The sequence below is a fragment of the Fertoeibacter niger genome (assembly GCF_009380135.2).
Classification (GTDB): domain Bacteria; phylum Pseudomonadota; class Alphaproteobacteria; order Rhodobacterales; family Rhodobacteraceae; genus Fertoeibacter; species Fertoeibacter niger.
On record NZ_WHUT02000003.1, the window covers coordinates 48,764 to 72,664 of the forward strand.

The following is a 23,901-nucleotide window of genomic DNA, read 5'->3' on the forward strand; positions in this document are numbered from 1 at the left end:
CTCCATGCGGTTGATTGCCGGGGCAACGCCCGCAGGTCGCCGCGGGTTCCCTGGCGCCGGCCCGCGACACATGCGCCCGCCTGCCCCCTTTACGAATCGCGCCGGGCGTTGCATCCATGTTCCATGAATGTTCTCGTCTGGTTCAAACGTGATCTGCGGGTGGCCGACCATCCCGCGCTGGCCCATGCGGCGGCGCTGGGGGCGGTGTTGCCGCTGTATATCGTCGAGCCAGAGTATTGGGCCTTGCCCGACACATCCGCCCGGCAGTGGGAGTTTGCCGCCGATTGTCTGGCCGATCTGCGCCGCCAGCTGGGCGGGCTGGGGGCGCCGCTGGTGTTGCGGGTGGGTGATGCGGTGCAAGTGCTGGAGAAGCTGTGCCGCGCGCAGAAGATCACCCGCATCGTCAGCCACGAGGAAACCGGCAACCTGTGGACCTATGCGCGCGACCGGCGGGTGGCGGCCTGGGCGCGGGCTGCGGGCATCGGCTGGGACGAACTGCCGCAATCGGGCGTGGTGCGCAGGCTGGCCAGCCGCAACGGCTGGGCCGCTGGCCGCGCGGCGTTCACCACCGCGGCGCAATCCGACCTGCCCGCCCTGCGCGCCGTGGCGGGGGTGGAGCCGGGCAGCATCCCCTCGGCCCGCGCCTTGCGGCTGGCCGATGACCCCTGCCCGCACCGGCAGGCGGGCGGGCGCGACAGCGGGCTTTTGCTGCTGGACAGTTTCCTGACCATCCGGGGCGAGCCATACCGCGCCGCCATGTCATCCCCGCTGACCGCTGAACGCGCCTGTTCGCGGATCAGCGCGCATCTCGCCTTGGGTGCCGTGTCGGGGCGCGAGGTGGCGCAGGCTACGACTGCCCGGCTGGCCGAGCGGCCGGGCGGGCGCTGGGGCGGTGCGCTGTCGAGTTTCCACAGCCGCCTCGCCTGGCGCGACCATTTCATGCAGAAGCTGGAGGATCAGCCGGGGATGGAGGTACGCTGCCTGCATAGCGCCGCCGAAACCCTGCGCCCGCGCGAGCCTGATGCCGCAAGGCTGCACGCCTGGACCATGGGCGAAACCGGCCTGCCCTTTGTCGATGCCTGCATGCGCTATCTGACGGCGACCGGTTGGCTGAATTTCCGCATGCGGTCGATGCTGATGGCGGTGGCGTCCTACCACCTGTGGCTGGACTGGCGGGCCACCGGGCCGGTGCTGGCGCGGCGGTTCACCGATTACGAGCCGGGCATCCACTGGCCGCAGGTGCAGATGCAGTCGGGCACCACCGGCATCAACACGATCCGCATCTACAACCCGGTGAAACAGGGGCTGGAGCAGGATCCGACCGGGGCCTTTACCCGCCGCTGGGTGCCCGAACTGGCCCCAGTGCCCGACATGTTCCTGCAAGAGCCGTGGAAATGGCCGGGCGCGCAAAGCCTGCTGGGCCGCCGCTACCCCGAGCCTGTGGTGGATGTGGTGGCGGCGGCGCGTGTGGCGCGCGATCTGGCCTGGGGCCTGCGCCGCAAGCCCGGATTTCACGACGAGGCGGCAGAGGTGGTTGAACGCCACGCCAGCCGCGCGGGCGATACCGGATTTGCGCAGGGGGGTTTCGAGAATGACCGCGCTCGCATGGCCCGCCGCCCCCGCCCCGTGGCGGCGGGGCAGCTGAGCTTTGACCTCTGATGGCCAAGATGATCCGCAAGGGCGACCTGCCCACGAAAACCTGCGCCACCTGCGGGCGGCCCTTTGCCTGGCGCAAGGCCTGGGCGAAAGTGTGGGACGAGGTGAAATACTGCTCGGACCGCTGCCGGGGGGCAAAGGGCAAGCCGGACAGCAAAACTTGAGGCGGAGGGCTGTCTGCCCCCCGTGCCCCCCGAGGATACTTGTCTCTGGAAAGAGGGCAAGGGCCCGCCCGTCACGCGGCTGGATGTCAGCATGGCAAGACGAGCCAGCTTACAGCCCCTGCGCCACGCCCTCCAGCTGCACGGCCACAGCGCCCCAGCCTTCGTGAAAGCCCATCTCGGCGTGCTGCTTTGCCGACTCGGGCTTGCCGTGCATGGCGCGGGCGGTATAGCGTGTGCCGCCATCCTCGGCTGTAAAGGTCAGCATGGCGGTAAAGCCCAGGCCCGGTTCCGCCACCGGGCGGAACCCGGCCTCAAGCGTGTCGGTGAACACCAGCAGACGCTCCGGCTCCACCGCCAGAAAACAGCCGTCACTGGCGTGGTCCACCCCGTCAATCACCATCACGGTGTAGAACCGGCCGCCGGGCCTGACATCCATGATCGCTTCGCGCGTCACAACCGGATGCGGGGTGAACCAGCGTTTCAGAAGTTCCGGTTCTGTCCAGCAGCGCCAGACTTTTGCGGGCGGCGCTTTCAGCAGCCGGGTCAGTTCAAGGTCAAGCTCAGGGTTGAGCGGGGTCATCGTCGTCATCCTCCAGTTCCAGCAGCAGCGCCTCCAGCCGGTCGGTGCGCCCTTCCCACAGCCGCCGCTGCGCGGCCAGCCAATGTTCCACCTGCGCCAGCGCATCCGGGCGGGCGTGGCACAGGCGCACCCGGCCCGTTTTCACGCTGCCGATCAGCGCGGCCTCTTCCAGCACCGCCAGATGCCGCAGCACCGTGGGCAGGGCCAGCCCCGTGGGTTCGGCCAGCGCCGAGACGGGCACCGGCCCATCGGCCAGCCGCGCAAGAATAGCCCGGCGCGTCGGATCGGCCAGCGCGTGAAAGATGCGGGTCAGGTCGGACGCATGATAGGCCATGCAGGAATGCACCACGAAGCGGCCCGCGATGCAACAAAAACTTAGTGATATGACTAAGCTTTGCGCACTTGCTGGCAAAGCCGAAAGGTGATGTTGCGCGCGATTGGTAATGCAGGCTGACCAATTCCATTGCCCTGCCCGCCGGATTCCCGTATTTGTGTGCCATTGCATACCCAGCCAGATCACGGGAGACCGCCATGACCGACCGCATCGCCAGACACGGGCTGCAGGTGAAACCCGCGCTGGTGGATTTCGTGGAAAACGCCGCTCTGCCCGGCCTGGCCGTCACGGCGGATGCGTTCTGGGCGGGACTTTCGGCGCTGGTGCATGAACTGGGGCCGCAGAACCGCGCGCTGCTGGCCAAGCGGGCGGCGTTGCAGGCCGAGATCGACCAATGGTATCAGGCGCGGCGCGGCCTGCCGCAAGACCCCGCCGCCACGCGGGAATTCCTGACCGAGATCGGCTATCTGGTGCCCGAGGGCCCCGATTTCACCATCACAACCGCGGGGGTTGACCCCGAGATCGCGCAAATCCCCGGCCCGCAACTGGTGGTGCCGGTGATGAACGCACGCTATGCGCTGAACGCCGCCAATGCGCGGTGGGGGTCGCTCTATGATGCGCTTTATGGCACCGACGCCTTGGGCGACCTGCCCGGCAAGGGCGGGTTTGACGCGGCGCGCGGCGCGCGGGTGGTGGCTTGGGGCCGGGCGTTTCTGGATGATGTGGTGCCATTGGCCACGGGCAGCCATGCGGCGGTGACGGGTTATGCCGTTGCGGGCGGTGCGCTGGTGCCCGCCCTGCGCGACCCCGCCCAATTCGCCGGCCACGCCGGGCCCGCCGATGCCCCCACCGCCATCGTGCTGGTGAACAACGGGCTGCACATCATCCTCGACATCCATGCCGATCACCCGATCGGGCGCACCGACCCCGCGCATGTCGCCGATATCCGGCTGGAATCCGCGCTTTCGGCGATCATGGATTGCGAGGATTCGGTGGCGGCGGTGGATGCCGAGGACAAGGTGCTGGCCTATGCCAACTGGCTGGGGCTGATGAAGGGCGACCTGACCGAGGTGCTGGAAAAGAACGGCCACCGGATCACCCGCGCGCTGAACCCTGACCTAACCTTCACCGCCCCGGATGGTGGCACGCTGACGCTGAAAGCCCGCGCGCTGATGCTGGTGCGCAATGTGGGCCACCTGATGACCAACCCCGCCATCCTTGACTGTGACGGGCAAGAGGTGGGCGAAGGGCTAATGGATGCGTTTGTCACCACGCTTTGCGCGATGCATGATCTGGCCAAATCGGGCGGGCTGCGCAACTCGGTGGCCGGATCGGTCTATGTGGTGAAACCCAAGATGCACGGGCCGGAAGAGGTGGCCTTTGCCGATGCCATCTTCAGCCGGGTGGAAACGGCGCTTGGCCTGCCGCCCAACACGGTAAAGCTGGGCATCATGGACGAGGAACGCCGCACCTCGGCCAACCTCAGGGAATGCATCCGCGCGGCCAGCGCCCGCGTGGCCTTCATCAACACCGGCTTCCTCGACCGCACGGGCGACGAGATTCATACCGCGATGGAGGCCGGGCCGATGGTGCCCAAGGGGCAGATGAAGGCACAGCCCTGGATCGCCGCCTATGAGGATCGCAACGTCGATATCGGCCTGGCCTGCGGGCTGAAGGGCCGCGCGCAGATCGGCAAGGGCATGTGGGCCATGCCCGACCTGATGGCGGATATGCTGAAAGCCAAGATCGCGCATCCAGAGGCCGGTGCCAGCTGCGCCTGGGTGCCCTCGCCCACCGCCGCCACGTTGCATGCCACGCATTACCACCGCACCGATGTGGCCGCCCGGCAGTTGGCCATCGCCGCAGGCGGCCCCCGCGCCACGCTGGATGCGCTGCTGACCATCCCGCTGGCCGAGGGCGCGAACTGGAGCGCCGAGCAGATTCAGGCCGAGGTGGAAAACAACGCGCAGGGCATTCTGGGCTATGTGGTGCGCTGGGTCGATCAGGGGGTGGGATGCTCCAAGGTGCCCGACATCCATGATGTCGGCCTGATGGAGGACCGCGCCACCTGCCGCATTTCCGCGCAGGCGCTGGCGAACTGGTTGCACCACGGCGTCATCTCTGAACCGCAGGTCATGGCGGCGATGCAGAAGATGGCGCTGGTGGTTGACCGGCAGAATGCGGGCGATGCCGCCTATGTGCCGATGGCCCCGGCCTTTGATGGCCCCGCCTTTCTGGCCGCCTGCGATCTGGTGTTGCAGGGCCGCGCCCAGCCCTCGGGCTATACCGAACCCGTGCTGCACGCCCGCCGCCTGCAAGCCAAGGCCGCCCGCTGACCCATTCTACCGGAGGATACCATGCTGACATCCGCACTCGCCCGCAGCCTGCTTGATGCCACTCTGGCCCATGCGCAGCAAATGGGGTTGAAACCGCTGTCCGTCGTCGTGCTGGATGCGGGGGGCCACCCGGTTGCCTTCCTGCGGCAGGATGGCTCCAGCGCCGGGCGGTTCGAAGTGGCGCGCGGCAAGGCCTATGGCTGCGTCATGCTGGGCATCGGCGGTGCCGCGCAGAACAAGCGGGCCGAGGCGCAACCCTATTTCGTGCAGGCGATGAACGGCATCTACGATGGCCGCTTCGTGCCAGTGCAGGGCGGCGTGCTGATCCGCGATGCGGCAGGCACAGTGCTGGGCGCAGTCGGCGTCACCGGCGACACATCTGAAAACGACGCGGCCTGCGCCGTGGCTGCGATCACGGCGGCGGGTCTGGTCGCCGAGGCCTGAGGTCGCGGCGCACAGACACGCTCCTGGTGCCACCATCTCGGCCCTGCGGGATTCTTGCTGGCCCAAATATCCCCGCCGGAGGCCTCCGCAGGGGCCACCGTTGCCTTGGCCCGGTGCAATCGTGCCCCCTCACACCCGCCAGAACCGCGGCATCAGCAGCACATAGACCGACAGCAGCTCCAGCCGCCCCACCAGCATGCCCGCGATCATCAGCCATTTCGCCGCCGTGGGAAACTCGCCCACCGCCCCCGTCACGCCCACCTCGCGGCCGAACACCGGCCCCACATTGGCGATGGATGTCCAAGCGGCGGTGATGGCGCTTTCCGCCTCCAGCCCGGTCAGGGAAAGACCCACCGCCAGCACGCCGAATGTCAGGATGAACATGGTGAAGAACAGGATCACCGCATCGGTCACATCATCGGTCACCACCCGCCCGTCATAGCGCAAGGCAATCACCGCATGCGGGCTGTGCAGCCGCTTCACCTGCACCTTGATCGCCTCGATCAGGATCAGCCAGCGGAACACCTTCACCGAACAGCCCGTCGATGACGTGCAGCCCCCGATCAGCCCCACCACGATCAGCACCACGAACGGGAACGGCGCCCAACCCGCCAGATCGGCCGAGGTGAACCCCGTGCCCGAAAACTGCGACACCACGTTGAACGTGGTCTCGCGCAGCGTGATGCCCAGCGGGGCCGCCCGCGTCACCACCTCGTAAACCACAATCGCGCCAATGGCATAGGCGTTCCAGCGCAGATAGGCCCGCACCTGCGGGTCACGCCACAAAGGCAGCGCAGACCCCTGCATCAGCTGGATGAACCGGATGAAGGGCAGCGACGCCAGCAGCATGAACAGCACCGCCACAAACTCCAGCGCGCCGGCATAGCGCGCGAATGACGCGTCATAGGGCGCAAAGCCGCCGGTCGATACCGTGCTCAGCGCAAAGACCACCGCGTCAAACCCCGTCATGCCCAGGGCGGCGTAGAACAGCATGCAGGCCAGCGTCAGCCCCAGATAGATGCGGATCAGCGCCACGGAAATATCCAGCGCGCGGGGCAGCACCTTGCCCAATGTGTCAAACCCTTCCGACCGGAAGAACTGCATCCCCCCCACCTTCATCACCGGCAGAAAGATCATCGCCACGATGACGATGCCCAGCCCCCCCAGCCATTGCAGGATGCCGCGCCACAGGTTCGTGCCCAGGGGCAGGTCATCCAGCCCCACGAACACCGTGGTGCCTGTGGTGGTCATCCCCGACATGGATTCAAACATCGCATCGGTGAAACTGGCCCCCGGCGCCCCCAGCATGAAGGGAATGGCGCCAAAGGCGGGCATCGCCAGCCAGACCCCTGTGGTCATCAGGAATGTCTGCTGCAAGGTCAGGCCCCGGCCCTTGCCATTGGCACAGGCCAGCGCCAGCACCGAACCCGCCAGCGCGGTGATCAGCGCCGCCTGCAACATCGCGCGCCAGTGCGGGTCGCCCGCCGCCATGTCCACAGCCACTGGGGCCAGCATCGCCAGCCCCAGCACAGCCACCAAAAGGCCGGTCACATATCCCACAGGGCGCAGATCCCACATGGCCGCAGGGTTGCGGCGCGGCGCGCGCGCTGTCAACCCGCTGCGGCCTGCCGCGCCCGCGCCCGGCCCGGCCAACCCGTTGCGCCCCCCCGGTTTGCCCCGGCCCTCACCGCATTTTCTGCCCAGAAATATCCCCGCCGGAGGCCTCCACCGCATCGCCCGGCCCCACCGCTTGTGGCCTTGTCGCGGTCTGTCCCGGCAAACACAGCGCATCCGCGGCTTCCAAACATCCCCGCCCTGGGTCTCAAACCCCACCACCGCCACAGCGTTCCGGATCATCCCGCGGCAGCGCGGCGCGAGCGGGGCTCGATGCCCCCGAGCGCCGCTCCCCCGCCCCGGCCAGGCTCACGCCCGCCAGAACCGCGGCAGCACCAGCACGAACACCGCCAGCAGCGCCAGACGCCCCATCAGCATCGCCAGAATCATCAGCCATTTCGCCGCCGTGGGAAAGGCATCGAATGTGCCCGCGGGCGCGGTCAGCGGGCCGATGGCATATCCGATATTGCCGATCGAGGTCCATATGCCGAACACGGCCGACACCGTATCCACCCCGGTCAGCGTCAGCCCCACGCTCAGCACGCCGATGGTCAGCACATAGCCGGTGACATACATCATCAGCGCGTTCATCACGTCAACCTCGACGGTGCGGCCATCATAGCGCACTGAAAACACCCGGTGCGGCGTGTGGATCTGGCGGATCTGCGCGCCGATGGCGGCGAACAGCACCTGCACGCGGAACACGCTCAACGCGCCCGAACTTGACCCCGAACAGCCGCCGATCATGCCCACGACAAAGGCCGCCACCAGCGCGAAACTGCCCCAGCCCGCAAAGCTGCCAGAGAAGAACCCGGTCCCGGTAAAGATCGACACCAGATTGAACAGCGCCTCGCGCAGCACCGGCTCAAATGCCTGATCCGATGTCGCCATCCGCCACAGCACCACCGTTGCCACCGCATAGACCAGCCAGCGCAGCAGCGCGCGCACCTGCGCGTCGTTCCACACCGCCCCGGGCGTGCCGTTCACCATCTGCACGAAGCGGATATAGGGCAGGCTGCCCAGCAGCATGAAGAACGCCCCGGCATATTCCGCCGCCCCCGGATATTTGCCGAACGACGAATCCGAGGGTGAAAACCCGCCGGTGGCGATGGTGGCGAAACCGTGCACCACCGCATCCAGCGGCACCATGCCCAGCGCCAGATAGGTCAGCACGCACAGCAGCGTCATCCCGGCATAAACACTCATCAGCGCCCGGGCGATGTCGGTGGCGCGGGGCAACACCTTGCCCAGCGTGTCAAAGCCCTCGGTGCGGAAGAACTGCATGCCGCCCACCCGCATCACGGGCAGAAAGATCATGGCGACAAAGGCGATGCCAAGCCCGCCCAGCCAGTTCAGCATGCCGCGCCACAGGTTCATGCCGGCCGGCAAATCATCCAGCCCCACGATCACCGTCGATCCGGTGGTGGTGATGCCCGACACGGCCTCGAATATCGCATCGGTCGCAGTCAGCCCCGGGGCCCCCAGCACGAAGGGCAGCGCGCCAAAGAACGACAGCGCCAGCCACACCCCCACAGTCAGCACAAAGGCCTGCCGCACGTTCAGGCCCCGCCCCAGCGAATTGGCACAGGCCACGGTCACGAAGCCGCCACAGGCCAGCGTGATGACAGACGCCTCGGCAAAGGCCTGCCAGTTGCCGTCGCCCAGCGCGAAATCCACCACCAAGGGCACCAGCATGCTGGCCCCCAGCAGCGCCACCAACAGGCCGATCACATATCCGACAGGGCGCAGGTCCAGCATGGCGCTTGGGTGGCCTGCCGCCTGCGCGCTGTCAAGGCGTCATGGGTGGTCAGCCGACGTGGAACAACGTGCCGAACAGGCGCGGGTCCAGACTGTCGGCGGCAAAGGTGGGGCCTTCGGTCAGCACCGATACCGCGTCATGGCTGTGCAGGCTTTCCTGATGGCTGGCCACCACGCGGAAATCGCCGATGCGCGGGTCGCGCTGCAACTGGCCGCAGAAACTGCGCGCGGCATCCTCGACAAAGATCGGGTTGGCGGCGTTCAATTCGGCAAAGGCCTGTTCATCCTCGCGTTTCACCATGACCTGCGTTTCCGTGGGCACGGCGGCGCGGGCCAGTTCGATCAGATCCTCGAACCACAGCACCATGCCGGGTTTGACCTCGACCGAGATGCGCGCGACAGACCGCTGCGAATGCGGCGTGGCCAGTTGGCCCCGGGTCCGCCGCGCATGTTCGGACAGTTCCAGCGAGCAGGGGCAGGTGCTGGAATACACAAAATCCAGATGGAGGATTTTCTTGCGCACTCCGCCCTTGTCCACCAGCTCCAGCGCAATGTCGTAATACTGCCAGCCCACCAGCCCCGACCGCAGCGAAGGCACCTTCACCGGGAAGGAAAAACGCATCTGGATGCGGGCGTCAAAGCTGACCAGATCGCGCTTGTAATCTTCCAGCGCGGCCTCGATCACTTCGAAACTGAAGGCGCTTTCGGCATGGGCATAGAAGGACCGCATGATGCGGCTCATGTTGATGCCCTTCTTTTCCGCCTCAAGGCTGACCGTGCCGGTCACGCTGGTTTCCAGCACCATGTCGCCCGCGTCACGGGTGCGGAACCGCACCGGAAGGCGGAAGTTGGAAATGCCGACATGCTGGATCGGCGCATGCGCCCCCACGATCAGGCTGGCGGGGCCATTTTGCAGATCCGGCAGGCCGTTCTTGTAGGCATCATCCACGCGGAATTCGCGTGGATAGTCGCGGCTCAGATCGGGGTAGGCCAAAGCGGGTTTGCCCACCAGCGCCAGCGCGGCCTGATCCAGCCCCGCAATCTCGGCGTCGGATGCCTTGCCCGCCCATTGGCGCAGCAATGCCAGCGCGGCCTCGGCCTCGTCACGGCTGGGTTTGCGGTCGATTGCGGGGGTGTGGATGTTCATCGGTCTGTCCTTGCGGTTCAGGCGGGCTCTGGCCCGCCGTCAATGTCATCAGGTTTACGGCGCAGCGATGCCCGTGGATCATATCTAGGCCCGGCCTGCCCCGCCGGCAACCGATGCGGCAAAGAAAGCTGCGGGACTAGAGGGTGCAGAACATGCGGAAATTCTCAAGCATCACGCCATGCCGCTGCACCTGTTGCGCGGCCTCCACCTGCCAGCCATGGCGCAGGAAAAAGGGCCGCGCCATGCGGCTGGCCTCTGTGGTCAGGCGGTGCAGGCCGCGCGCCCGTGCCTCGGCCTGCACCGCAAGCCACAAGGCATCGGCCACGCCCCGCCCCCGCTGGTCGGGTGCCACAAAGGCGAGGTCAAGATAACCGTTTGCGGCCAGCGACATGAAGCCCAGCGGCCGCCCTTCGGCCTCGGCCACCACAGTCCACAGCCCGGCAAGGCGTTTGGCCCATGCCGTCGCAGTCGGGCGTTCCGGTGCCCAGGCGGCAAGTTCGGCGGCCGAGTATTTCGGCGCGGCCCCGATGCGCACGGCGTCAAAGAAGATGCCGGCAAGTGCGCCGGCATCCTCAGCCACATAGGGCCGCAGCCGCATCAGATATGGTCCAGCGCCTGCATCAGATCGCCGATCAGATCGCCCGCATCCTCCAGCCCCACCGACAGCCGCACAAGGCCGGAGGTGATACCCAGCAGCTCCTTCTGGTCGTCGGGCAGGCGCTGGTGCGTGGTGGTGGCCGGATGCGTGGCGATGGATTTCGCATCGCCCAGATTGTTGGAAATCTTGATGATGTCCAAGGCATTCAGAAACCGGAACGCCGCCTCTTTGCCGCCCGCGATGTCAAAGGCCAGCATGGTGCCGCCGCGCGTCATCTGCTCTGCCGCCAGCGCGTGCTGCGGATGGTCGGGCAGCGACGGATGGATCACCCGGCCCAGCCGCGCATCACCCTGCAAGGCCCGCGCGATGGTCAGCGCCGAATCCGCCATGGCGTTGCAGCGCAGATCAAGCGTGGCCATGCCGTTCAGCATGATCCAGGCGGTAAACGGGCTCATCGCCGCGCCAGTGTGTTTCAGATAGGGTTCGGCCACCTTGCGGATGAACTCGCGCGTGCCGCAGATCACGCCGCCCAAGGCGCGGCCCTGCCCGTCGATGTGTTTGGTGCTGGAGTAAACCACCACATCGGCCCCCTGCGACACCGCCTTGGAAAACACCGGGGTGGCGAACACATTGTCCACGATCACCAGCGCGCCCGCCGCATGGGCAATCTGGGATACCGCTGTTATATCAATGATTTCCAGCGTGGGGTTCGAAATCGACTCGAAGAATACCGCCTTGGTGCCGGGCCGCACCGCCGCGCGCCACCGGTCCAGATCGGTGCCATCCACGAAAGTCACCTCCACCCCGTAGCGGCGCAGCACCTCTTCCAGAATATACAGGCAGGATCCGAACAAGGCCCGCGACGACACCACATGGTCGCCCGCGCGCAGCATCGCCGTCAGCGCGGCATTCACCGCCGCCATGCCCGATGCGGTGGCAAAGGCATCTTCGGTGCCTTCGATCGCGGCGATGCGTTCCTCGAACATCCGCGTCGTCGGGTTGCCGTAGCGGGCGTAGATGAACTCGTCCTCGCCGGTCTTGATGAAACGCGCCTCGGCGGCTTCGGCGGTTTCATAGACGAAGCCTTGCGTCAGAAAGATCGCCTCGGCCATCTCGCCATACTGGCTGCGGCGGCTGCCGGTATGCACCAGCTGGGTGCGGGTTTTCCAATCTTTCGACATGGCCTGTCCTTCCGACAACAAAAAGCCCCCGATACCCAGAGGTGCCGGGGGCGCTGCGCACCCTGACCTCTTTAGCGGTTTGTTTAACGTGGCCCGCAATCCGGTAACAAAGCGCCACATCGCCCGATTACGCCCGAAATCCGGCCCCGTCAACGGCCCCCCTTGGTGACAGGTTGCAGAAATGCACCGTCACGCAGGCGTCACGGCGCGTTCACACCGCTTTCGCAGGATCTGTCTAGATCGAACATGGATGCCGCGCAGGGGGTCGAACGCATGACGCTTGCCATGATCAACGCCGAAGGGTGCCAGCCGGTCGAGGCGGGCACCGTGGCGCTGGCCGGCCAACTGGCCGCGCTGCCCCCGGGCGCGCCGGTGCTGATCCTGCTGCATGGCTACCGCTATTCCCCCAGCCGCGACCATTCTGACCCGCACCGGCTGATCCTGTCAGACCGTTCCGCCCGCCGCGCGCCCAGCTGGCCGCGCCGCATGGGGTTCGGGCGCGGGCAGGACGGGCTGTGCATCGCCTTTGGCTGGGAGGCTGGCGGCACATTGTGGCAGGCCTATGCCGAGGCGGGCCGCGCCGGGCTGGCGCTGGCCGCGCTGATCCGGCGCATCCGCGCGCTGCATGACGGGCCGGTGAACATTCTGGGGCATTCGCTGGGGGCCCGCGTGGCGCTGGCTGCGCTGCCGGGGCTGGCCCCGGGCGATGTGGCGCGCATGGTGCTGATGGCGGGGGCCGAATTCCGCCACCTTGCCCGTGCCGCGCTGGAAACCCCCGCAGGCCGCGCCGCCGATGTGCTGAACGTGACCAGTCGCGAGAATGACATCTACGACTTCCTGTTCGAGCGGCTTCTGGCCCCGCTGGCCCCCCGCGCCCGGGCTCTGGGGGCGGGGCTTGACCTGCCGCGTTGCGTGACGGTGCAGATCGACGCCGCCGACCACCGCGCGGCGCTGCATGGTCTGGGGTTCCGCATCGCACCCGCCAGCCAGCGGATGTGCCACTGGTCGGCCTATCTGCGCCCCGGGCTGTTTCCGCTGTATCGCGCATTCCTGCTGGCACCGGGCCGCCTGCCCCTGCCGCTACTGCGCGCCACATTGCCCGGCACGCAGGCCCCGCGCTGGTCGCGCCTGCTGGCCCGGCCCTTGCCACGGGCGCGCATTCTGCTTCAATGACCGCCTGACATTCAGGAGGCTGCAATGATCGACCTTTACTATTGGCCCACGCCGAACGGCTGGAAAATCTCCATCGCGCTGGAGGAGTTGGGCCTTCCCTATGCGGTGAGGCTGGTGAACATCGGCGCAGGCGAACAGTTTGCCCCCGATTTCCTGAAGATCGCACCCAACAACCGGATGCCCGCCATTGTTGATCCCGACGGGCCGGATGGCGCGCCGGTGTCGGTGTTTGAATCCGGTGCGATCCTGCAATATCTGGCGCGCAAGACCGGCAAGCTTTACGGCGCGACGGAGCGTGACCGCATCGCGGTGGAGCAGTGGCTGATGTGGCAGATGGGTGGCGTTGGGCCGATGGCCGGGCAGGCGCACCATTTCCTGACCTATGCCCCGGCGATGGACCCGCCGAACGACCTGCCCTATGCCAAGACCCGTTACCGCAACGAGGTGGCGCGGCTGTATGGCGTCTTGGACAAGCAGTTGGCAGACAAGGAATTTGTCGCCGGTGACTTCCTGTCGATTGCCGATATTGCCATCTGGCCCTGGGCGGTGCTGTGGGAACGGCAGGAACAGACGCTGGAGGGCAAGCCACATCTGGCCCGCTGGCTGGATGCTCTGGCCGCCCGCCCCGCCTTTGTGGCAGGCAAGTCAGTGGCGTCGGAAAAGCGCAGCAACCTGCAGGACGACAAGAAGGCGCAGGATATCCTGTTCAAGCGCCAGGGCTGAGTTCGCTGCGCGGCCCAGCCGCGCACGCCAGAATCTTTCGAAAAATCCTGCAAAAGTGTTTGAACACCTTCGGCGGGGGACGCTGCCCCCGTTTCAAGCCTAGGTTTCGTCTTTTTCGATGCCATAGGTCTGGAACAGCCGCCCCTGCGTCATGAAGAACAAAAGCAGGGCCGCCGTCAGGCCGAATGTCTTGAAATTGACCCAGACATCGGTGGAAAAGCTGCGCCAGATCACCTCGTTTGCCAGCGCCAGCGCAAAGAAGAACGCGGTGATGCGGCGTGTCAGGATCATCCAGCCCTCGGCGCGCATCGGCAGCAGCTCGTCCATCACCAGCCGCAGGTAGCTTTGCCCGCGCAACAGGCCAAAGCCAAGGATGCCGCCGAACAGCAGGTAGATCATCGTGGGCTTCATCTTGAAGAACCGCTCGTCGTTCAGCCAGACCGACAGGCCGCCGAACAGCACCACCAGCACCAGCGTGGCGACCTGCATGCGCGCCAGTTTCCCGGTCAGCGCCCAAAGGATGCCGGTGGTCAGGATCATCAGCGGAATGAACGCCGCCGTGACCACGATGAACCCCTCATAACTGGTGCCGCCAAAGGTGAAGGTCTGGTCCTTCAGCCGTGCATAGCCGATGAAGAAGGCGGCAATCGGCCCCAGTTCCAGCACCAGTTTCAGTATCGGGTTGATCTTGCGTTCAGCCATCTTTCGTTTCCTTATCCTGCCGCCTGCACCAATATGGCACCAAAGGCGATCAAGCCCATCAGCGCCACGCGCAGGGCGGTTGTTTTCTCATGCAGCACCGCCCAGCCGATCAGCGCGGCAAAGAGGGTGGATGTTTCGCGCAGCGCCGCCACCTCGCCCACCTTGCCCAGCCGTGTGCCCAGCATCACGCCGCCAAAGCTGACAAAGGCCACCAGCGCACCGATCAGGCCGCGGGTCATGAGGGCGCCGTTCCAGCCCGGCCACACACCGCGCCGCGCCAGCCGCACCGCCATCAGCGCCGGAAAATCGAGCGAGCCGATCAGGAAGAACCAGGCGAGGAAGGTGAAGGGGTCAGGTGTAAGCCGGATGCCCCAGGCGTCATAGGTGGTGTAGACCGCCACCAGCAAGCCACCCGCAAAGGCCCAGACCAGACCCGTGCGCAGCGCGTCGCGCCCCACTACCGCGCCGCGCAGGTTCAGCCCCGCCAGCATCAGGATCGCCCCTGACAGCAGCGCCACCCCCAGCCATTGCAAGGGCGCATAGGCCTCGCCCAGAAACAGCGCGGCAAAGGCCAGCGTGGCCAGCGGCCCGGTGCCGCGCACCACCGGATAGACCACGGTATAGGCGGCCCGCTCATACGCCAGCGCCATGGTCAGCTTGTAGGCGAAATGGATGCCCAGCGCGCCGAACACCACCAGCCATTCAAACCCCTGCGGCCATGGCACCAGAAACAGCGCCATGGGCAGCGACAGCACCACCATCCACAGGTCAATCGCCCCCCGCGTGGCCCAGGGGTCGTGCCGCCCCTTCTGGATCGCGCCGAAACAGGCATGGGCAAAGGCGGACACAAGCGCGAGGCCCATGGCGATCTGCGCGCCCAGTGCGGTGCCTTCGATGGAGACGAGCCAGGCGGTCATATGTGCCGTATCTGGCCAAGCGCCGGGGTGCTGGCCGCCCCCCAGCACGGCAAAAGGCCGGGCGTTCTTCGCTGAAAACCTTCCCCCGGAAGGTTTTCCGGGCGCTCATCACGCCGAGGATATTCAGAGCGAGAAAATGCAGAAAGGCAGGACCACGGCGTCAACGGTCAAGCCCCACCAGCGCGCGGGCGAAATCCTCGGGGTCAAAGGGTGCCAGATCGTCGATCTGTTCGCCCACGCCGATGGCATGGATCGGCAGGCCAAACTTGTCGGCCAGCGCCACAAGCACGCCGCCCTTGGCGGTGCCGTCGAGTTTGGTCATCACAAGGCCGGTCACATCGGCCAGCTTGCGGAAAATCTCCACCTGGTTCAGCGCGTTCTGGCCGGTGGTGGCATCCAGCACCAGAAGCGTGTTGTGCGGCGCATCGGGGTCTTTCTTGCGGATGACGCGCACGATCTTTGACAATTCCTCCATAAGATCGGCGCGGTTCTGCAACCGGCCTGCCGTGTCGATCATCAGAAGGTCGGCACCCGATTCCTGCGCCTTTGTCATCGCCTCGAATGCAAGGCTTGCGGGGTCAGACCCTTCGGGCGCGGTCAGCACCGGCACGCCGGCGCGCGCGCCCCAGACCTGCAACTGTTCCACCGCAGCCGCGCGGAACGTGTCGCCCGCCGCGATCACCACCGTCTTGCCCGCCGCCTTGAACTGGCTGGCCAGCTTGCCGATGGTCGTGGTCTTGCCCGAACCGTTCACCCCCACCACCAGCACCACCTGCGGGCGCGACGGGTATAGCGGCATGGGCCGCGCCACCGGGGTCATGATGCGGGTGATCTCGGCGGCCAGCGCGGTCTTGATCTCGTCCGTCGACACACGCCTGCCGAACCGCCCCTCGGCGATGTTCGCGGTGACGCGCAGCGCGGTGTCAACGCCCATGTCGGCGCCGATCAGCACCTCTTCCAGCTGTTCCAGCATCGCGTCATCCAGCACGCGGCGGCTGGCCTCGGGTTCCGCCCCGATCAGGCGGCCAAGGATGCCGGGGCGCGGGGGTTCGGCAGCGGCGGGCGCGGTTTCAACCAGCGCATCCAGCCCCTCGCCGATCTTGTCGGAGGACCGGAACATCCGGTCGCGCAGTTTCTTGAAGAATGACATTCCGCGCCCTCGCTGGTGCCGCCCGCCCCGGCAGCAGACCCCGTTCACTTAGTCGCTTCGGCGGCGCGAGGAAAGGGGCGGGGGCCGGGCGTCAACGGTTTAGCAAGGCCGGCATGGCGCAATGGCATGCGGAACGGGCCTGCGGTGCATCCGGGTCGGACCCTTTGGGGCCGCGCGGGCCGTGTTAACCTTTTTCCGGGCGCGTGTTAACTATTGCTGGACAGGAGACGACCGATGACGCCCGCACTCTTTCCTCTGGCCACGCTGGCCCCCCTGCCGCTGCTGGCGCTGGGGGTGGGGTTTGGCGGCGCGCTGGCCTTTGCCGGGCTGGTTTACATGACGCTGTTCGCGCTGCTGCTGGATCAGGTGGTTGCGCGGGCCGCTGCACCTGATGGCGTGGAGTTTCCGGCAGCGGATGCGCTGCTGGTGGTGCTGGCGCTTGCGCATCTGCTGGCGCTGCCGCTGGCGGTCTGGGCGATCGGCGGGCCCTCGGGGCTTTCGGCGGTGGACAGGGTGGCCCTGTTTGCCGGATTCGGGCTGTTTTTCGGGCAGGTGTCGAACCCGGTGGCGCATGAGCTGATCCACCGCGGCGACCGGCGGCTGTTCCGGCTGGGGCGGCTGGTTTATGTGACGCTTCTGTTCGGGCACCATACCTCGGCGCACCGGCTGGTGCATCACCGCCATGCCGCCAGCCGCGACGACCCCAATACCGCGCGTTCGGGTGAGGGGTTTTATCGCTTTGCCCTGCGTGCCTGGGTGGGCAGTTTCCGCAAGGGTCTGGCGGCGGAAAACGATCTGCGCCGCCGGGGGGCGAAGGGGCTGCACCCCTATGCGATCTATACCGGCGGCGCGGTGCTGAGCCTGCTGCTGGGCTGGGTGATTGCGGGGCCTGCCGGGGCACTGGTCTGGGCGGGTCTGGCGGCCCATGCGCAAAGCCAGCTGTTGCTGTCGGATTATGTGCAGCATTACGGGCTGATGCGCCGCACGGGGCCTGACGGGCGGCTGGAGCCTGTGGGCGACCGGCATTCGTGGAACGCGCCGCATGGCTTTACCGCCGCACTGATGCTGAACGCGCCGCGCCATTCCGACCATCATGCGCATCCGGCCCGGCCCTACCCCGCGCTGCGCCTGCCGGTGCCTGATCTGGCGCCGCGCCTGCCGTGGTCCCTGCCGGTCAGTTGCGTGGTGGCACTGCTGCCGCCGCTGTGGCGCCGGGCCATGCGCCCAAGGCTTGCGCAATGGCGGGCAGAAGAGGCGGCACTGGCGCAGCCGTGACTGGCCATTCCGGCTGCGGTCTGGCAGTCTGCCGCCGAATTGTCCCCCCTGCCGGAGCCTGCGATGCACAAGATTTTTGCCCTGCTGCTGGCCGCCCTGCCCCTGCCGCTGGCCGCCGCCGAACCGATGACCGCCGCCGATTTCGAGGCCTATGCCACAGGCAAGACCCTGTCCTATGCCGTGGGCGGCGAGATTTACGGGGCCGAGCAATACATGCCCGGACGGCGCGTTCTGTGGGCCTTCAAGGGCGAGGAATGCCGGGCGGGCCTGTGGTATGAAGAGGCGGGGCAGATCTGTTTTGTCTACGAGGATGAAGGCCAGCCGCAATGCTGGACCTTCTTCCGCGACGACACAGGCCTGCGCGCGCGGTTCCAGAACGACCCCGAAGGCACCGAGCTTTCCGAAGTGGCACAGACGCCAAACCCGCTGATCTGCGCCGGGCCGGATGTGGGGGTCTAGCCAGCAGGCCGCACAGACAGGTGCACGCAAACCGAAGCGCGACTTGCACAAATCGAACATTAGTGATCCGATCCCGACCAGTGACCTGCGTTGAATTTACAAATTCAAACTATTGTGGTCAAAGCAGGCTGCCCTGCCCCGGCGCATCATCCGCTTTGCGCCGCCTTGCCGGTCTGGCCCCCAGCGCCAGACGGCCATCGGCAAATTCCACCTCCAGCGCCTGCGCGCGTTCTGCCGCCGCTTTCGTCGTGACAACAGCACCGTCGCCCCGCACCACCGCATAGCCGCGCCGCAGGGTTTCGGCATAGCCGAGGGTCTGGCGCATGCGCTCCAGCGCATCCAGCCGCCCGGCAAGCACCGCCAGCCGCTGCGCGGGGGCGGCGTCAAGCCTTGCCTCCAGCGCCAGCAGCGCGGCACGGTCGCGCGCGGTCTGGCGGGTGGCATCGGCCAGCAGGCGTGACAGGGCCGGGGCCAGCCGGGCGGCCAACCCATGGAGCCGCTCTGCCGCGCGCGCGCTGCGGCGCGTCTCAGCGGCCTCCAGCAGCCGGGCGCGGTCGGCCAGCCGCTCGCGCCCCCGCGCCGCCAGATCGGCCAGCATGCGCGGGCGCAGCAGCGCCGCCAGCGGGTCCAGCCGCCCGCGCTTGCGCGCCACCGCCACGCCCAACGCGCCACCCAGCCGCCCCGACCACAGGTCGAACCGCTGCGCCGGGCCTTGGGTCAGCGCATCCAGCCGGGGCAGCGCGCGGGCCAGATCGCGCAGCCGCTGGCCGCGCAGCCCCACCGCCTGCGCCACGCCGCGCGACAGCCGCGCGCCCTGCCCATCCAGCGCCGCCAGCAGGTCCATCCGCACCGGCACGGCCATTTCCGCCGCCGCCGTAGGGGTGGGCGCGCGGCGGTCGGATGCAAAGTCGATCAGCGTGGTGTCGGTTTCATGCCCCACGGCGGAAATCAGCGGAATGGCGCTGTCCGCCGCCGCCCTGACGACGATTTCCTCGTTGAAGCCCCACAGGTCCTCCAGCGACCCGCCGCCCCGCGCCACGATGATCAGATCGGGGCGCGGCACCGGCCCGCCGGGGGCCAGCGCGTTGAACCCGCGTATCGCCGCCGCCACCTCGGCCGCGCAATTGGCCCCCTGCACCGCCACCGGCCAGATCAGCACATGGCGCGGAAAGCGGTCGGCCAGCCGGTGCAGGATATCGCGGATCACCGCACCCGAGGGCGAGGTGACAACCCCGATGACCCCCGGCAGGAACGGGATGGCTTTCTTGCGCGCGGCATCGAACAGCCCCTCGGCGGCCAGCGCCACGCGGCGTTTCTCCAGCAGCGCCATCAGCGCCCCGGCCCCGGCAAGCTGCACATCCTCGACAATGATCTGGTATTTCGACTGGCCGGGGAAGGTGGTCATCCGGCCGGTTGCAATCACCTCCATCCCTTCCTCGGGGCGAACCTGCATCTTGGCCACCTGACCCTTCCAGCTGATCGCGGCAATCACCGAACGGTCATCTTTCAGGTCAAAATAAAGATGCCCCGAGGATGGCTTTGAGACCCGCCCCACCTCGCCCCGCACCCGCACAAGGCCGAATTCACCCTCGATCACCCGTTTCACCGCGCCGGACAGTTCCGACACGGTGTATTCGGGGGCGTTGCCGGGGGGCGTGGCGTCTTCGAACAGGTCTGACATGACGGCCTTCTTGTGATCCGTGGACCGCCAGCCTAGAACGCAGCGCAGCAAAGGCCAAGCGGGGGCGGCGATGAACATCCTTATTCTGGGCGGTGGCGGGCGGGAACATGCGCTGGCCTGGGCGATCAAGCAGAACCCGAAATGCGACCGGCTGATCGTGGCCCCGGGCAACGCGGGCATCGCCATGCTGGCCGAATGCGCCGATCTGGACATTCTGGATGGCGCGGCGGTGGTGGCATTCTGTGCCGAAAACGCGGTGGATTTCGTGGTGGTGGGGCCCGAGGCACCGCTGGCCGCCGGTGTGGCCGATGCGACGCGGGGCGCGGGGATACTGACCTTTGGCCCCTCGGCGGCGGCGGCGCAGGTAGAGGCGTCGAAAGCCTTTACCAAGGAACTCTGCGCGGCCTGCGATGCACCGACCGCCGCTTATGCCCGGTTCACCGAGGCTGGCCCGGCCAAGGACTACATTCGCGCGCAGGGTGCGCCGATCGTGGTCAAGGCTGACGGGCTGGCCGCGGGCAAGGGCGTGGTGGTGGCCATGAGCGTGGACGAGGCGCTGGCGGCCATCGACGACATGTTCGGCGGCACATTCGGCGCGGCGGGCGCCGAGGTGGTGATCGAGGAGTTCATGGGTGGCGAAGAGGCCAGTTTCTTCATCCTCACCGATGGCACAACCTGCCTGCCCATCGGCACCGCGCAGGACCACAAGCGCGCCTTTGACGGCGACACCGGGCCGAACACGGGCGGCATGGGGGCCTATTCGCCCGCCCCGGTGTTGACCGATGCCATCGCGGCACAGGCCATGGCCCGGATCGTGCAGCCCTGCGTGGACGAGCTGGCGCGGCGCGGCACGCCCTATCAGGGGGTGCTTTATGCGGGGCTGATGATCGAAAACGGTCAGGCGCGGCTGGTGGAATACAATGCCCGCTTCGGCGACCCGGAATGCCAGGTGCTGATGCTGCGGCTGGGCGCGCAGGCGCTGGACCTGCTGCTGGCCTGTGCGGAAGGCCGCTTGCAGGATTATGCGATTGCCTGGGCCGATGACCACGCGCTGACCGTGGTCATGGCGGCGGATGGCTATCCGGGCACCTACCACAAGGGCAGCCAGATCCGCGGGCTGGAAGAACTGCCCGAGGACAGTTTCCATATGGTGTTTCATGCAGGCACGGCGGAACGCGACGGGCAGGTCATCGCGGCAGGGGGCCGGGTGCTGAACGTCACCGCGCGCGGGGCGACACTGGCCGAGGCGCGGGCGCGGGCCTATGCGATGGTGGACCGGATCGACTGGCCGGGCGGGTTCTGCCGCCGTGACATCGGCTGGCGGGCGCTGTGACCGGCTGGCCACAGAAACCTTTAGCGGATTTTGCAAAAGTTTTCGAAAACTTTCGCAGGGATGTCGCGCGGTTTGCCCCCTGCCCTTGCACCCTGCGCCGCCTGCGCATAGACAGCGCACGAAATTGAGGCAGAGGGGGAACCATGCCGCTTCTTGTCATGAAATTCGGCGGAACATCGGTCGCCGATCTGGCCCGCATCAAGAACGCCGCCGCCAAGGTCAAGCGCGAGGTGGAGCGCGGCTATGACGTGATCGTCATCGTCAGCGCCATGTCGGGCAAGACCAACGAGCTGGTGGGTTGGGTCGAACAGACCTCGCCGCTGTTCGATGCCCGCGAATATGACGCCGTTGTGTCATCGGGCGAGAATGTGACGGCGGGGCTGATGGCGCTGACCTTGCAGGAAATGGATGTGCCCGCCCGGTCATGGCAGGGCTGGCAAGTGCCGATCCTCACCACATCCGCCCATTCCTCGGCCCGGTTCATCGACATTCCCAGCACCAATATCGCCGCGAAATTCGCCGAAGGCTTCAAGGTGGCGGTGGTTGCGGGCTTTCAGGGTGTCAGCCCCGAAGGCCGCATCACCACGCTGGGCCGTGGCGGGTCGGATACCACCGCCGTGGCTTTTGCCGCCGCCTTCAAGGCCGAACGCTGCGATATCTACACCGATGTGGATGGCGTCTACACCACCGACCCGCGCATCACCGGCAAGGCCCGCAAGCTGGACAAGATCGCGTTCGAGGAGATGCTGGAACTGGCATCCCTTGGTGCCAAGGTGCTGCAAACCCGGTCGGTCGAGCTTGCCATGCGCTACAAGGTGCGGCTGCGGGTGCTGTCCTCGTTCGAGGATACCGACGAGACTTCTGGAACACTGGTCTGCGACGAGGATGAAATCATGGAATCGAAAGTCGTCTCCGGCGTCGCCTATTCGCGCGACGAAGCCAAAATGACGCTGGTGACGGTGGAAGACCGCCCGGGCATCGCCGCCGCCATCTTTGGCCCCTTGTCCGAGGCCGGGGTGAACGTGGACATGATCGTGCAGAACATCAGCGAGAAGAACTACGGCACCCATACCGGTGCCGTCACCGACATGACGTTCTCTTGCCCCATCAATCAGGTGGCCCGGGCGAAAAAGGCGATGGAGGATGCCCGCGCCACAGGCAGCATCAGCTATGACGATCTGGTGGTCGATACCGATGTGGCCAAGGTGTCGGTCGTGGGTATCGGCATGCGGTCACATGCCGGGGTGGCGGCCACCATGTTCAAATCGCTGGCCGCCGAGAATGTGAACATCAAGGTCATCGCCACATCCGAGATCAAGATCTCGGTGCTGATCGACCGCAAATACATGGAACTGGCCGTGCAGGCGCTGCACGACGCCTTTGGGCTGGAGCGGGCCTGACGCCGCACAGGCGTCAGCCGTTTGAGTGATGGATCAGCAGGCCGCCCTTGTGCTGGCCTGCCACAAGCGCAGCACGCGGCAGCCAGATAGAGGTGCCGCTGGTATGCTCGCGCTGCGTGCCGACCATGTCATCGCCGCTGATGGACAGGAACAGGTCATGCCCCCGCCGGTCCTCATCGTTTTCATGCAGCGTCTTGAGCAGCCCGAACAGGCGGTGGCCGCGCCACGAGGTGATGATGGCCTCGAAAAAGTCGCGCAAGCCTGGTGGCAGCGCCGCGACATCCTGCTCTGCCAGCGCCTTGCGGTGGGTATGGCGCAATCCGTTCCAGATGTCTGACGGCCAGCCGCGCAGGGCCAGGACAAGCGCATGCCTGTCCATCCCCTCGGTGATGCGGCGGCGCATGGCGAACAGACCGGCCAGCGCCTGCTGATCCACCTTGCCCCCGGGTTCCTGCGCGGCGGCGGCATCGTGCCAGCGTTGTATCACGCTGTGCAGTTCTTGGAACTGCGGTTCGGCAATGCGGGCGTAAAAGGCCGCGCTCTTTGCCGCCACCTTGCCCAGCGGTTTGCCCGGGTCGCGCGCCGGGCGGAAGGACGCAGCCTGCCGCTGGGTCGACTGAAACTTGTCCAGCACATAGGCGGCCTCGGTGCGGGCCATGGCCCAGGTGGTGATCCACTGTGAAGGAGAGTCAAAGGGCCGGGGAAAGGCCGCAGGCCATCCGCTGCCATCATCCGTGAATGGCAGCGGATCGACCGGCCAACGGGTAAAGGTCGGCGACTTTGACCAGTGCCAGATGCTGTCCAGCCCGGCAAGATCGCCCGGCGGCGGAATCGGTTCCGCCGCAGCCATTGCGGCTTGTGGCACGATCAATGTCTGCTGCTCGGCATGGTTTACAAAGACAAGCAGCGCGCCAGTTGCGGGCAGACCGGGCGCGCGGGCGCCGGTGTCAGGGTTCGGGCGCAGCGCGGCAAGGTCGATCTGCGCCAGAAAGTGCAGCGGCAACCCGTCGGCACCGCGCGGCCAGGCAAAGCCCTGCGGCGCGCAGGGCACACCACCCAGCCACGACGTTGCCCCCTGCCACGAAACATAGGGCGAGCGCAGCAGCAGCGCCCATGCCGGGGTTTGTAGCGGGCGCTCGTCGTCGCCGGTGCGCAGCGCCATCTCACGCATCCAGGCATCTGCAATTTCCTCGCCGCTCTGGGCGCGTGAATGGTCAGGCGCTGCTGGCTGTGGCTGTGCCATGGCCGCGGTCTGTGGCTTTTTGCGAAAGATCCT

At 66.8% G+C, this 23,901-nt stretch carries 22 protein-coding genes and 1 riboswitch; of the genes, 10 read left to right on the plus strand and 12 right to left on the minus strand.

Translation table 11 applies throughout. From position 1 onward, the window contains the following. The first annotated feature begins 123 nt into the window (after positions 1-123). Both GEU84_RS05845 and GEU84_RS05850 read left to right on the plus strand, forming a co-directional pair. Positions 124-1,659, plus strand: coding sequence for a cryptochrome/deoxyribodipyrimidine photo-lyase family protein (locus tag GEU84_RS05845; protein WP_152824997.1), 1,536 nt, complete (start codon positions 124-126; stop codon positions 1,657-1,659). Continuing rightward, the gene (locus GEU84_RS05850) at positions 1,659-1,820 is read left to right on the plus strand and encodes a DUF2256 domain-containing protein (RefSeq protein ID WP_152824995.1); all 162 of its coding nucleotides are present in this window, start codon (positions 1,659-1,661) and stop codon (positions 1,818-1,820) included. Before GEU84_RS05845 ends, GEU84_RS05850 begins: the two co-directional genes overlap by 1 nt. A 109-nt stretch (positions 1,821-1,929) precedes the next feature. Here the strand turns inward: GEU84_RS05850 and GEU84_RS05855 are convergent, their stop codons facing one another. Beyond that, positions 1,930-2,400, minus strand: coding sequence for an SRPBCC family protein (locus GEU84_RS05855; protein ID WP_152824993.1), 471 nt, complete (start codon positions 2,398-2,400; stop codon positions 1,930-1,932). After that, the gene (locus GEU84_RS05860) at positions 2,381-2,734 is read right to left on the minus strand and encodes an ArsR/SmtB family transcription factor (protein WP_152824991.1); all 354 of its coding nucleotides are present in this window, start codon (positions 2,732-2,734) and stop codon (positions 2,381-2,383) included. Before GEU84_RS05860 ends, GEU84_RS05855 begins: the two co-directional genes overlap by 20 nt. Positions 2,735-2,931: 197 nt before the next feature. On the opposite strand from GEU84_RS05860, the gene GEU84_RS05865 reads away from it, so the two are divergent. Beyond that, positions 2,932-5,070, plus strand: coding sequence for a malate synthase G (locus GEU84_RS05865; RefSeq protein ID WP_152824989.1), 2,139 nt, complete (start codon positions 2,932-2,934; stop codon positions 5,068-5,070). Between the two features lie 21 nt (positions 5,071-5,091). After that, on the plus strand, positions 5,092-5,514 hold the full coding sequence (locus GEU84_RS05870) for a GlcG/HbpS family heme-binding protein (protein ID WP_152824987.1): 423 nt from the start codon (positions 5,092-5,094) through the stop codon (positions 5,512-5,514). A 129-nt stretch (positions 5,515-5,643) separates the two neighbouring features. On the opposite strand, the gene GEU84_RS05875 is transcribed toward GEU84_RS05870, so the two are convergent. The 5 genes from GEU84_RS05875 to metZ form a co-directional block, all read right to left on the minus strand. Beyond that, positions 5,644-7,092, minus strand: coding sequence for a TrkH family potassium uptake protein (locus GEU84_RS05875; RefSeq protein WP_152824984.1), 1,449 nt, complete (start codon positions 7,090-7,092; stop codon positions 5,644-5,646). A gap of 345 nt (positions 7,093-7,437) precedes the next feature. Next, the gene (locus tag GEU84_RS05880; protein WP_152824982.1) at positions 7,438-8,886 is read right to left on the minus strand and encodes a TrkH family potassium uptake protein; all 1,449 of its coding nucleotides are present in this window, start codon (positions 8,884-8,886) and stop codon (positions 7,438-7,440) included. Between the two features lie 49 nt (positions 8,887-8,935). Beyond that, complete coding sequence (folE2, locus tag GEU84_RS05885; protein ID WP_152824980.1) at positions 8,936-10,033, minus strand: GTP cyclohydrolase FolE2; 1,098 nt, start codon at positions 10,031-10,033, stop codon at positions 8,936-8,938. 136 nt (positions 10,034-10,169) lie between these two features. Next, a complete protein-coding gene (locus tag GEU84_RS05890) occupies positions 10,170-10,631 on the minus strand; it encodes a GNAT family N-acetyltransferase (RefSeq protein WP_152824978.1) in 462 nt (153 codons plus the stop codon). Next, positions 10,631-11,812 carry an O-succinylhomoserine sulfhydrylase gene (gene metZ, locus GEU84_RS05895; protein ID WP_152824976.1) on the minus strand — a complete coding sequence of 394 codons (1,182 nt, stop codon included), beginning with the start codon at positions 11,810-11,812 and terminating at the stop codon, positions 10,631-10,633. The genes GEU84_RS05890 and metZ overlap by 1 nt, the downstream gene beginning before the upstream one ends. A gap of 50 nt (positions 11,813-11,862) precedes the next feature. Then, a riboswitch (SAM riboswitch) is annotated at positions 11,863-11,940 on the minus strand. A 145-nt stretch (positions 11,941-12,085) separates the two neighbouring features. On the opposite strand from metZ, the gene GEU84_RS05900 reads away from it, so the two are divergent. Further along, positions 12,086-12,985 carry an alpha/beta fold hydrolase gene (locus GEU84_RS05900; RefSeq protein ID WP_152824974.1) on the plus strand — a complete coding sequence of 300 codons (900 nt, stop codon included), beginning with the start codon at positions 12,086-12,088 and terminating at the stop codon, positions 12,983-12,985. Positions 12,986-13,009: 24 nt separating this feature from the next. Next, the gene (locus GEU84_RS05905) at positions 13,010-13,708 is read left to right on the plus strand and encodes a glutathione S-transferase family protein (RefSeq protein ID WP_152824972.1); all 699 of its coding nucleotides are present in this window, start codon (positions 13,010-13,012) and stop codon (positions 13,706-13,708) included. A gap of 99 nt (positions 13,709-13,807) precedes the next feature. On the opposite strand, the gene GEU84_RS05910 is transcribed toward GEU84_RS05905, so the two are convergent. The 3 genes from GEU84_RS05910 to ftsY all read right to left on the minus strand — a co-directional run bounded on the left by GEU84_RS05910 (position 13,808) and on the right by ftsY (position 16,477). Next, entirely contained in the window at positions 13,808-14,410 is a 603-nt protein-coding gene (locus tag GEU84_RS05910) for an inner membrane-spanning protein YciB (protein WP_152824970.1), read from the minus strand. Positions 14,411-14,421: 11 nt separating this feature from the next. Continuing rightward, on the minus strand, positions 14,422-15,327 hold the full coding sequence (locus tag GEU84_RS05915) for a DMT family transporter (protein WP_152824968.1): 906 nt from the start codon (positions 15,325-15,327) through the stop codon (positions 14,422-14,424). 160 nt (positions 15,328-15,487) lie between these two features. Continuing rightward, positions 15,488-16,477: a signal recognition particle-docking protein FtsY gene (gene ftsY, locus GEU84_RS05920; protein WP_152824966.1), complete on the minus strand. Its 990-nt coding sequence runs from the start codon at positions 16,475-16,477 to the stop codon at positions 15,488-15,490. A gap of 234 nt (positions 16,478-16,711) precedes the next feature. On the opposite strand from ftsY, the gene GEU84_RS05925 reads away from it, so the two are divergent. Then, positions 16,712-17,752 (plus strand): alkane 1-monooxygenase, encoded by a 1,041-nt coding sequence (locus GEU84_RS05925; RefSeq protein ID WP_152824964.1) that lies wholly within the window; start codon positions 16,712-16,714, stop codon positions 17,750-17,752. Between the two features lie 63 nt (positions 17,753-17,815). Then, positions 17,816-18,211: a hypothetical protein gene (locus GEU84_RS05930; RefSeq protein ID WP_152824962.1), complete on the plus strand. Its 396-nt coding sequence runs from the start codon at positions 17,816-17,818 to the stop codon at positions 18,209-18,211. Positions 18,212-18,329: 118 nt separating this feature from the next. Here the strand turns inward: GEU84_RS05930 and xseA are convergent, their stop codons facing one another. After that, positions 18,330-19,892, minus strand: coding sequence for an exodeoxyribonuclease VII large subunit (gene xseA, locus GEU84_RS05935; protein ID WP_152824960.1), 1,563 nt, complete (start codon positions 19,890-19,892; stop codon positions 18,330-18,332). Positions 19,893-19,962: 70 nt separating this feature from the next. On the opposite strand from xseA, the gene purD reads away from it, so the two are divergent. Both purD and GEU84_RS05945 read left to right on the plus strand, forming a co-directional pair. Beyond that, positions 19,963-21,225, plus strand: coding sequence for a phosphoribosylamine--glycine ligase (purD, locus tag GEU84_RS05940; protein WP_152824957.1), 1,263 nt, complete (start codon positions 19,963-19,965; stop codon positions 21,223-21,225). Between the two features lie 143 nt (positions 21,226-21,368). Then, positions 21,369-22,625 carry an aspartate kinase gene (locus tag GEU84_RS05945; protein WP_152824955.1) on the plus strand — a complete coding sequence of 419 codons (1,257 nt, stop codon included), beginning with the start codon at positions 21,369-21,371 and terminating at the stop codon, positions 22,623-22,625. A gap of 13 nt (positions 22,626-22,638) precedes the next feature. Here GEU84_RS05945 and GEU84_RS05950 read toward each other — a convergent pair whose 3' ends face one another. Next, positions 22,639-23,868 (minus strand): DUF1963 domain-containing protein, encoded by a 1,230-nt coding sequence (locus tag GEU84_RS05950; RefSeq protein ID WP_174539351.1) that lies wholly within the window; start codon positions 23,866-23,868, stop codon positions 22,639-22,641. Between the last annotated feature and the right edge of the window lie 33 nt (positions 23,869-23,901).

Bases quoted from the DNA above. Each gene is read 5' to 3' on its own strand.
- GEU84_RS05845 (WP_152824997.1), top strand. From the start codon at position 124: ATGAATGTTCTCGTCTGGTTCAAACGTGATCTGCGGGTGGCCGACCAT.
- GEU84_RS05850 (WP_152824995.1), top strand. From the start codon at position 1,659: ATGGCCAAGATGATCCGCAAGGGCGACCTGCCCACGAAAACCTGCGCC.
- GEU84_RS05855 (WP_152824993.1), bottom strand. From the start codon at position 2,400: ATGACCCCGCTCAACCCTGAGCTTGACCTTGAACTGACCCGGCTGCTG.
- GEU84_RS05860 (WP_152824991.1), bottom strand. From the start codon at position 2,734: ATGGCCTATCATGCGTCCGACCTGACCCGCATCTTTCACGCGCTGGCC.
- GEU84_RS05865 (WP_152824989.1), top strand. From the start codon at position 2,932: ATGACCGACCGCATCGCCAGACACGGGCTGCAGGTGAAACCCGCGCTG.
- GEU84_RS05870 (WP_152824987.1), top strand. From the start codon at position 5,092: ATGCTGACATCCGCACTCGCCCGCAGCCTGCTTGATGCCACTCTGGCC.
- GEU84_RS05875 (WP_152824984.1), bottom strand. From the start codon at position 7,092: ATGTGGGATCTGCGCCCTGTGGGATATGTGACCGGCCTTTTGGTGGCT.
- GEU84_RS05880 (WP_152824982.1), bottom strand. From the start codon at position 8,886: ATGCTGGACCTGCGCCCTGTCGGATATGTGATCGGCCTGTTGGTGGCG.
- folE2 (WP_152824980.1), bottom strand. From the start codon at position 10,033: ATGAACATCCACACCCCCGCAATCGACCGCAAACCCAGCCGTGACGAG.
- GEU84_RS05890 (WP_152824978.1), bottom strand. From the start codon at position 10,631: ATGCGGCTGCGGCCCTATGTGGCTGAGGATGCCGGCGCACTTGCCGGC.
- metZ (WP_152824976.1), bottom strand. From the start codon at position 11,812: ATGTCGAAAGATTGGAAAACCCGCACCCAGCTGGTGCATACCGGCAGC.
- GEU84_RS05900 (WP_152824974.1), top strand. From the start codon at position 12,086: ATGACGCTTGCCATGATCAACGCCGAAGGGTGCCAGCCGGTCGAGGCG.
- GEU84_RS05905 (WP_152824972.1), top strand. From the start codon at position 13,010: ATGATCGACCTTTACTATTGGCCCACGCCGAACGGCTGGAAAATCTCC.
- GEU84_RS05910 (WP_152824970.1), bottom strand. From the start codon at position 14,410: ATGGCTGAACGCAAGATCAACCCGATACTGAAACTGGTGCTGGAACTG.
- GEU84_RS05915 (WP_152824968.1), bottom strand. From the start codon at position 15,327: ATGACCGCCTGGCTCGTCTCCATCGAAGGCACCGCACTGGGCGCGCAG.
- ftsY (WP_152824966.1), bottom strand. From the start codon at position 16,477: ATGTCATTCTTCAAGAAACTGCGCGACCGGATGTTCCGGTCCTCCGAC.
- GEU84_RS05925 (WP_152824964.1), top strand. From the start codon at position 16,712: ATGACGCCCGCACTCTTTCCTCTGGCCACGCTGGCCCCCCTGCCGCTG.
- GEU84_RS05930 (WP_152824962.1), top strand. From the start codon at position 17,816: ATGCACAAGATTTTTGCCCTGCTGCTGGCCGCCCTGCCCCTGCCGCTG.
- xseA (WP_152824960.1), bottom strand. From the start codon at position 19,892: ATGTCAGACCTGTTCGAAGACGCCACGCCCCCCGGCAACGCCCCCGAA.
- purD (WP_152824957.1), top strand. From the start codon at position 19,963: ATGAACATCCTTATTCTGGGCGGTGGCGGGCGGGAACATGCGCTGGCC.
- GEU84_RS05945 (WP_152824955.1), top strand. From the start codon at position 21,369: ATGCCGCTTCTTGTCATGAAATTCGGCGGAACATCGGTCGCCGATCTG.
- GEU84_RS05950 (WP_174539351.1), bottom strand. From the start codon at position 23,868: ATGGCACAGCCACAGCCAGCAGCGCCTGACCATTCACGCGCCCAGAGC.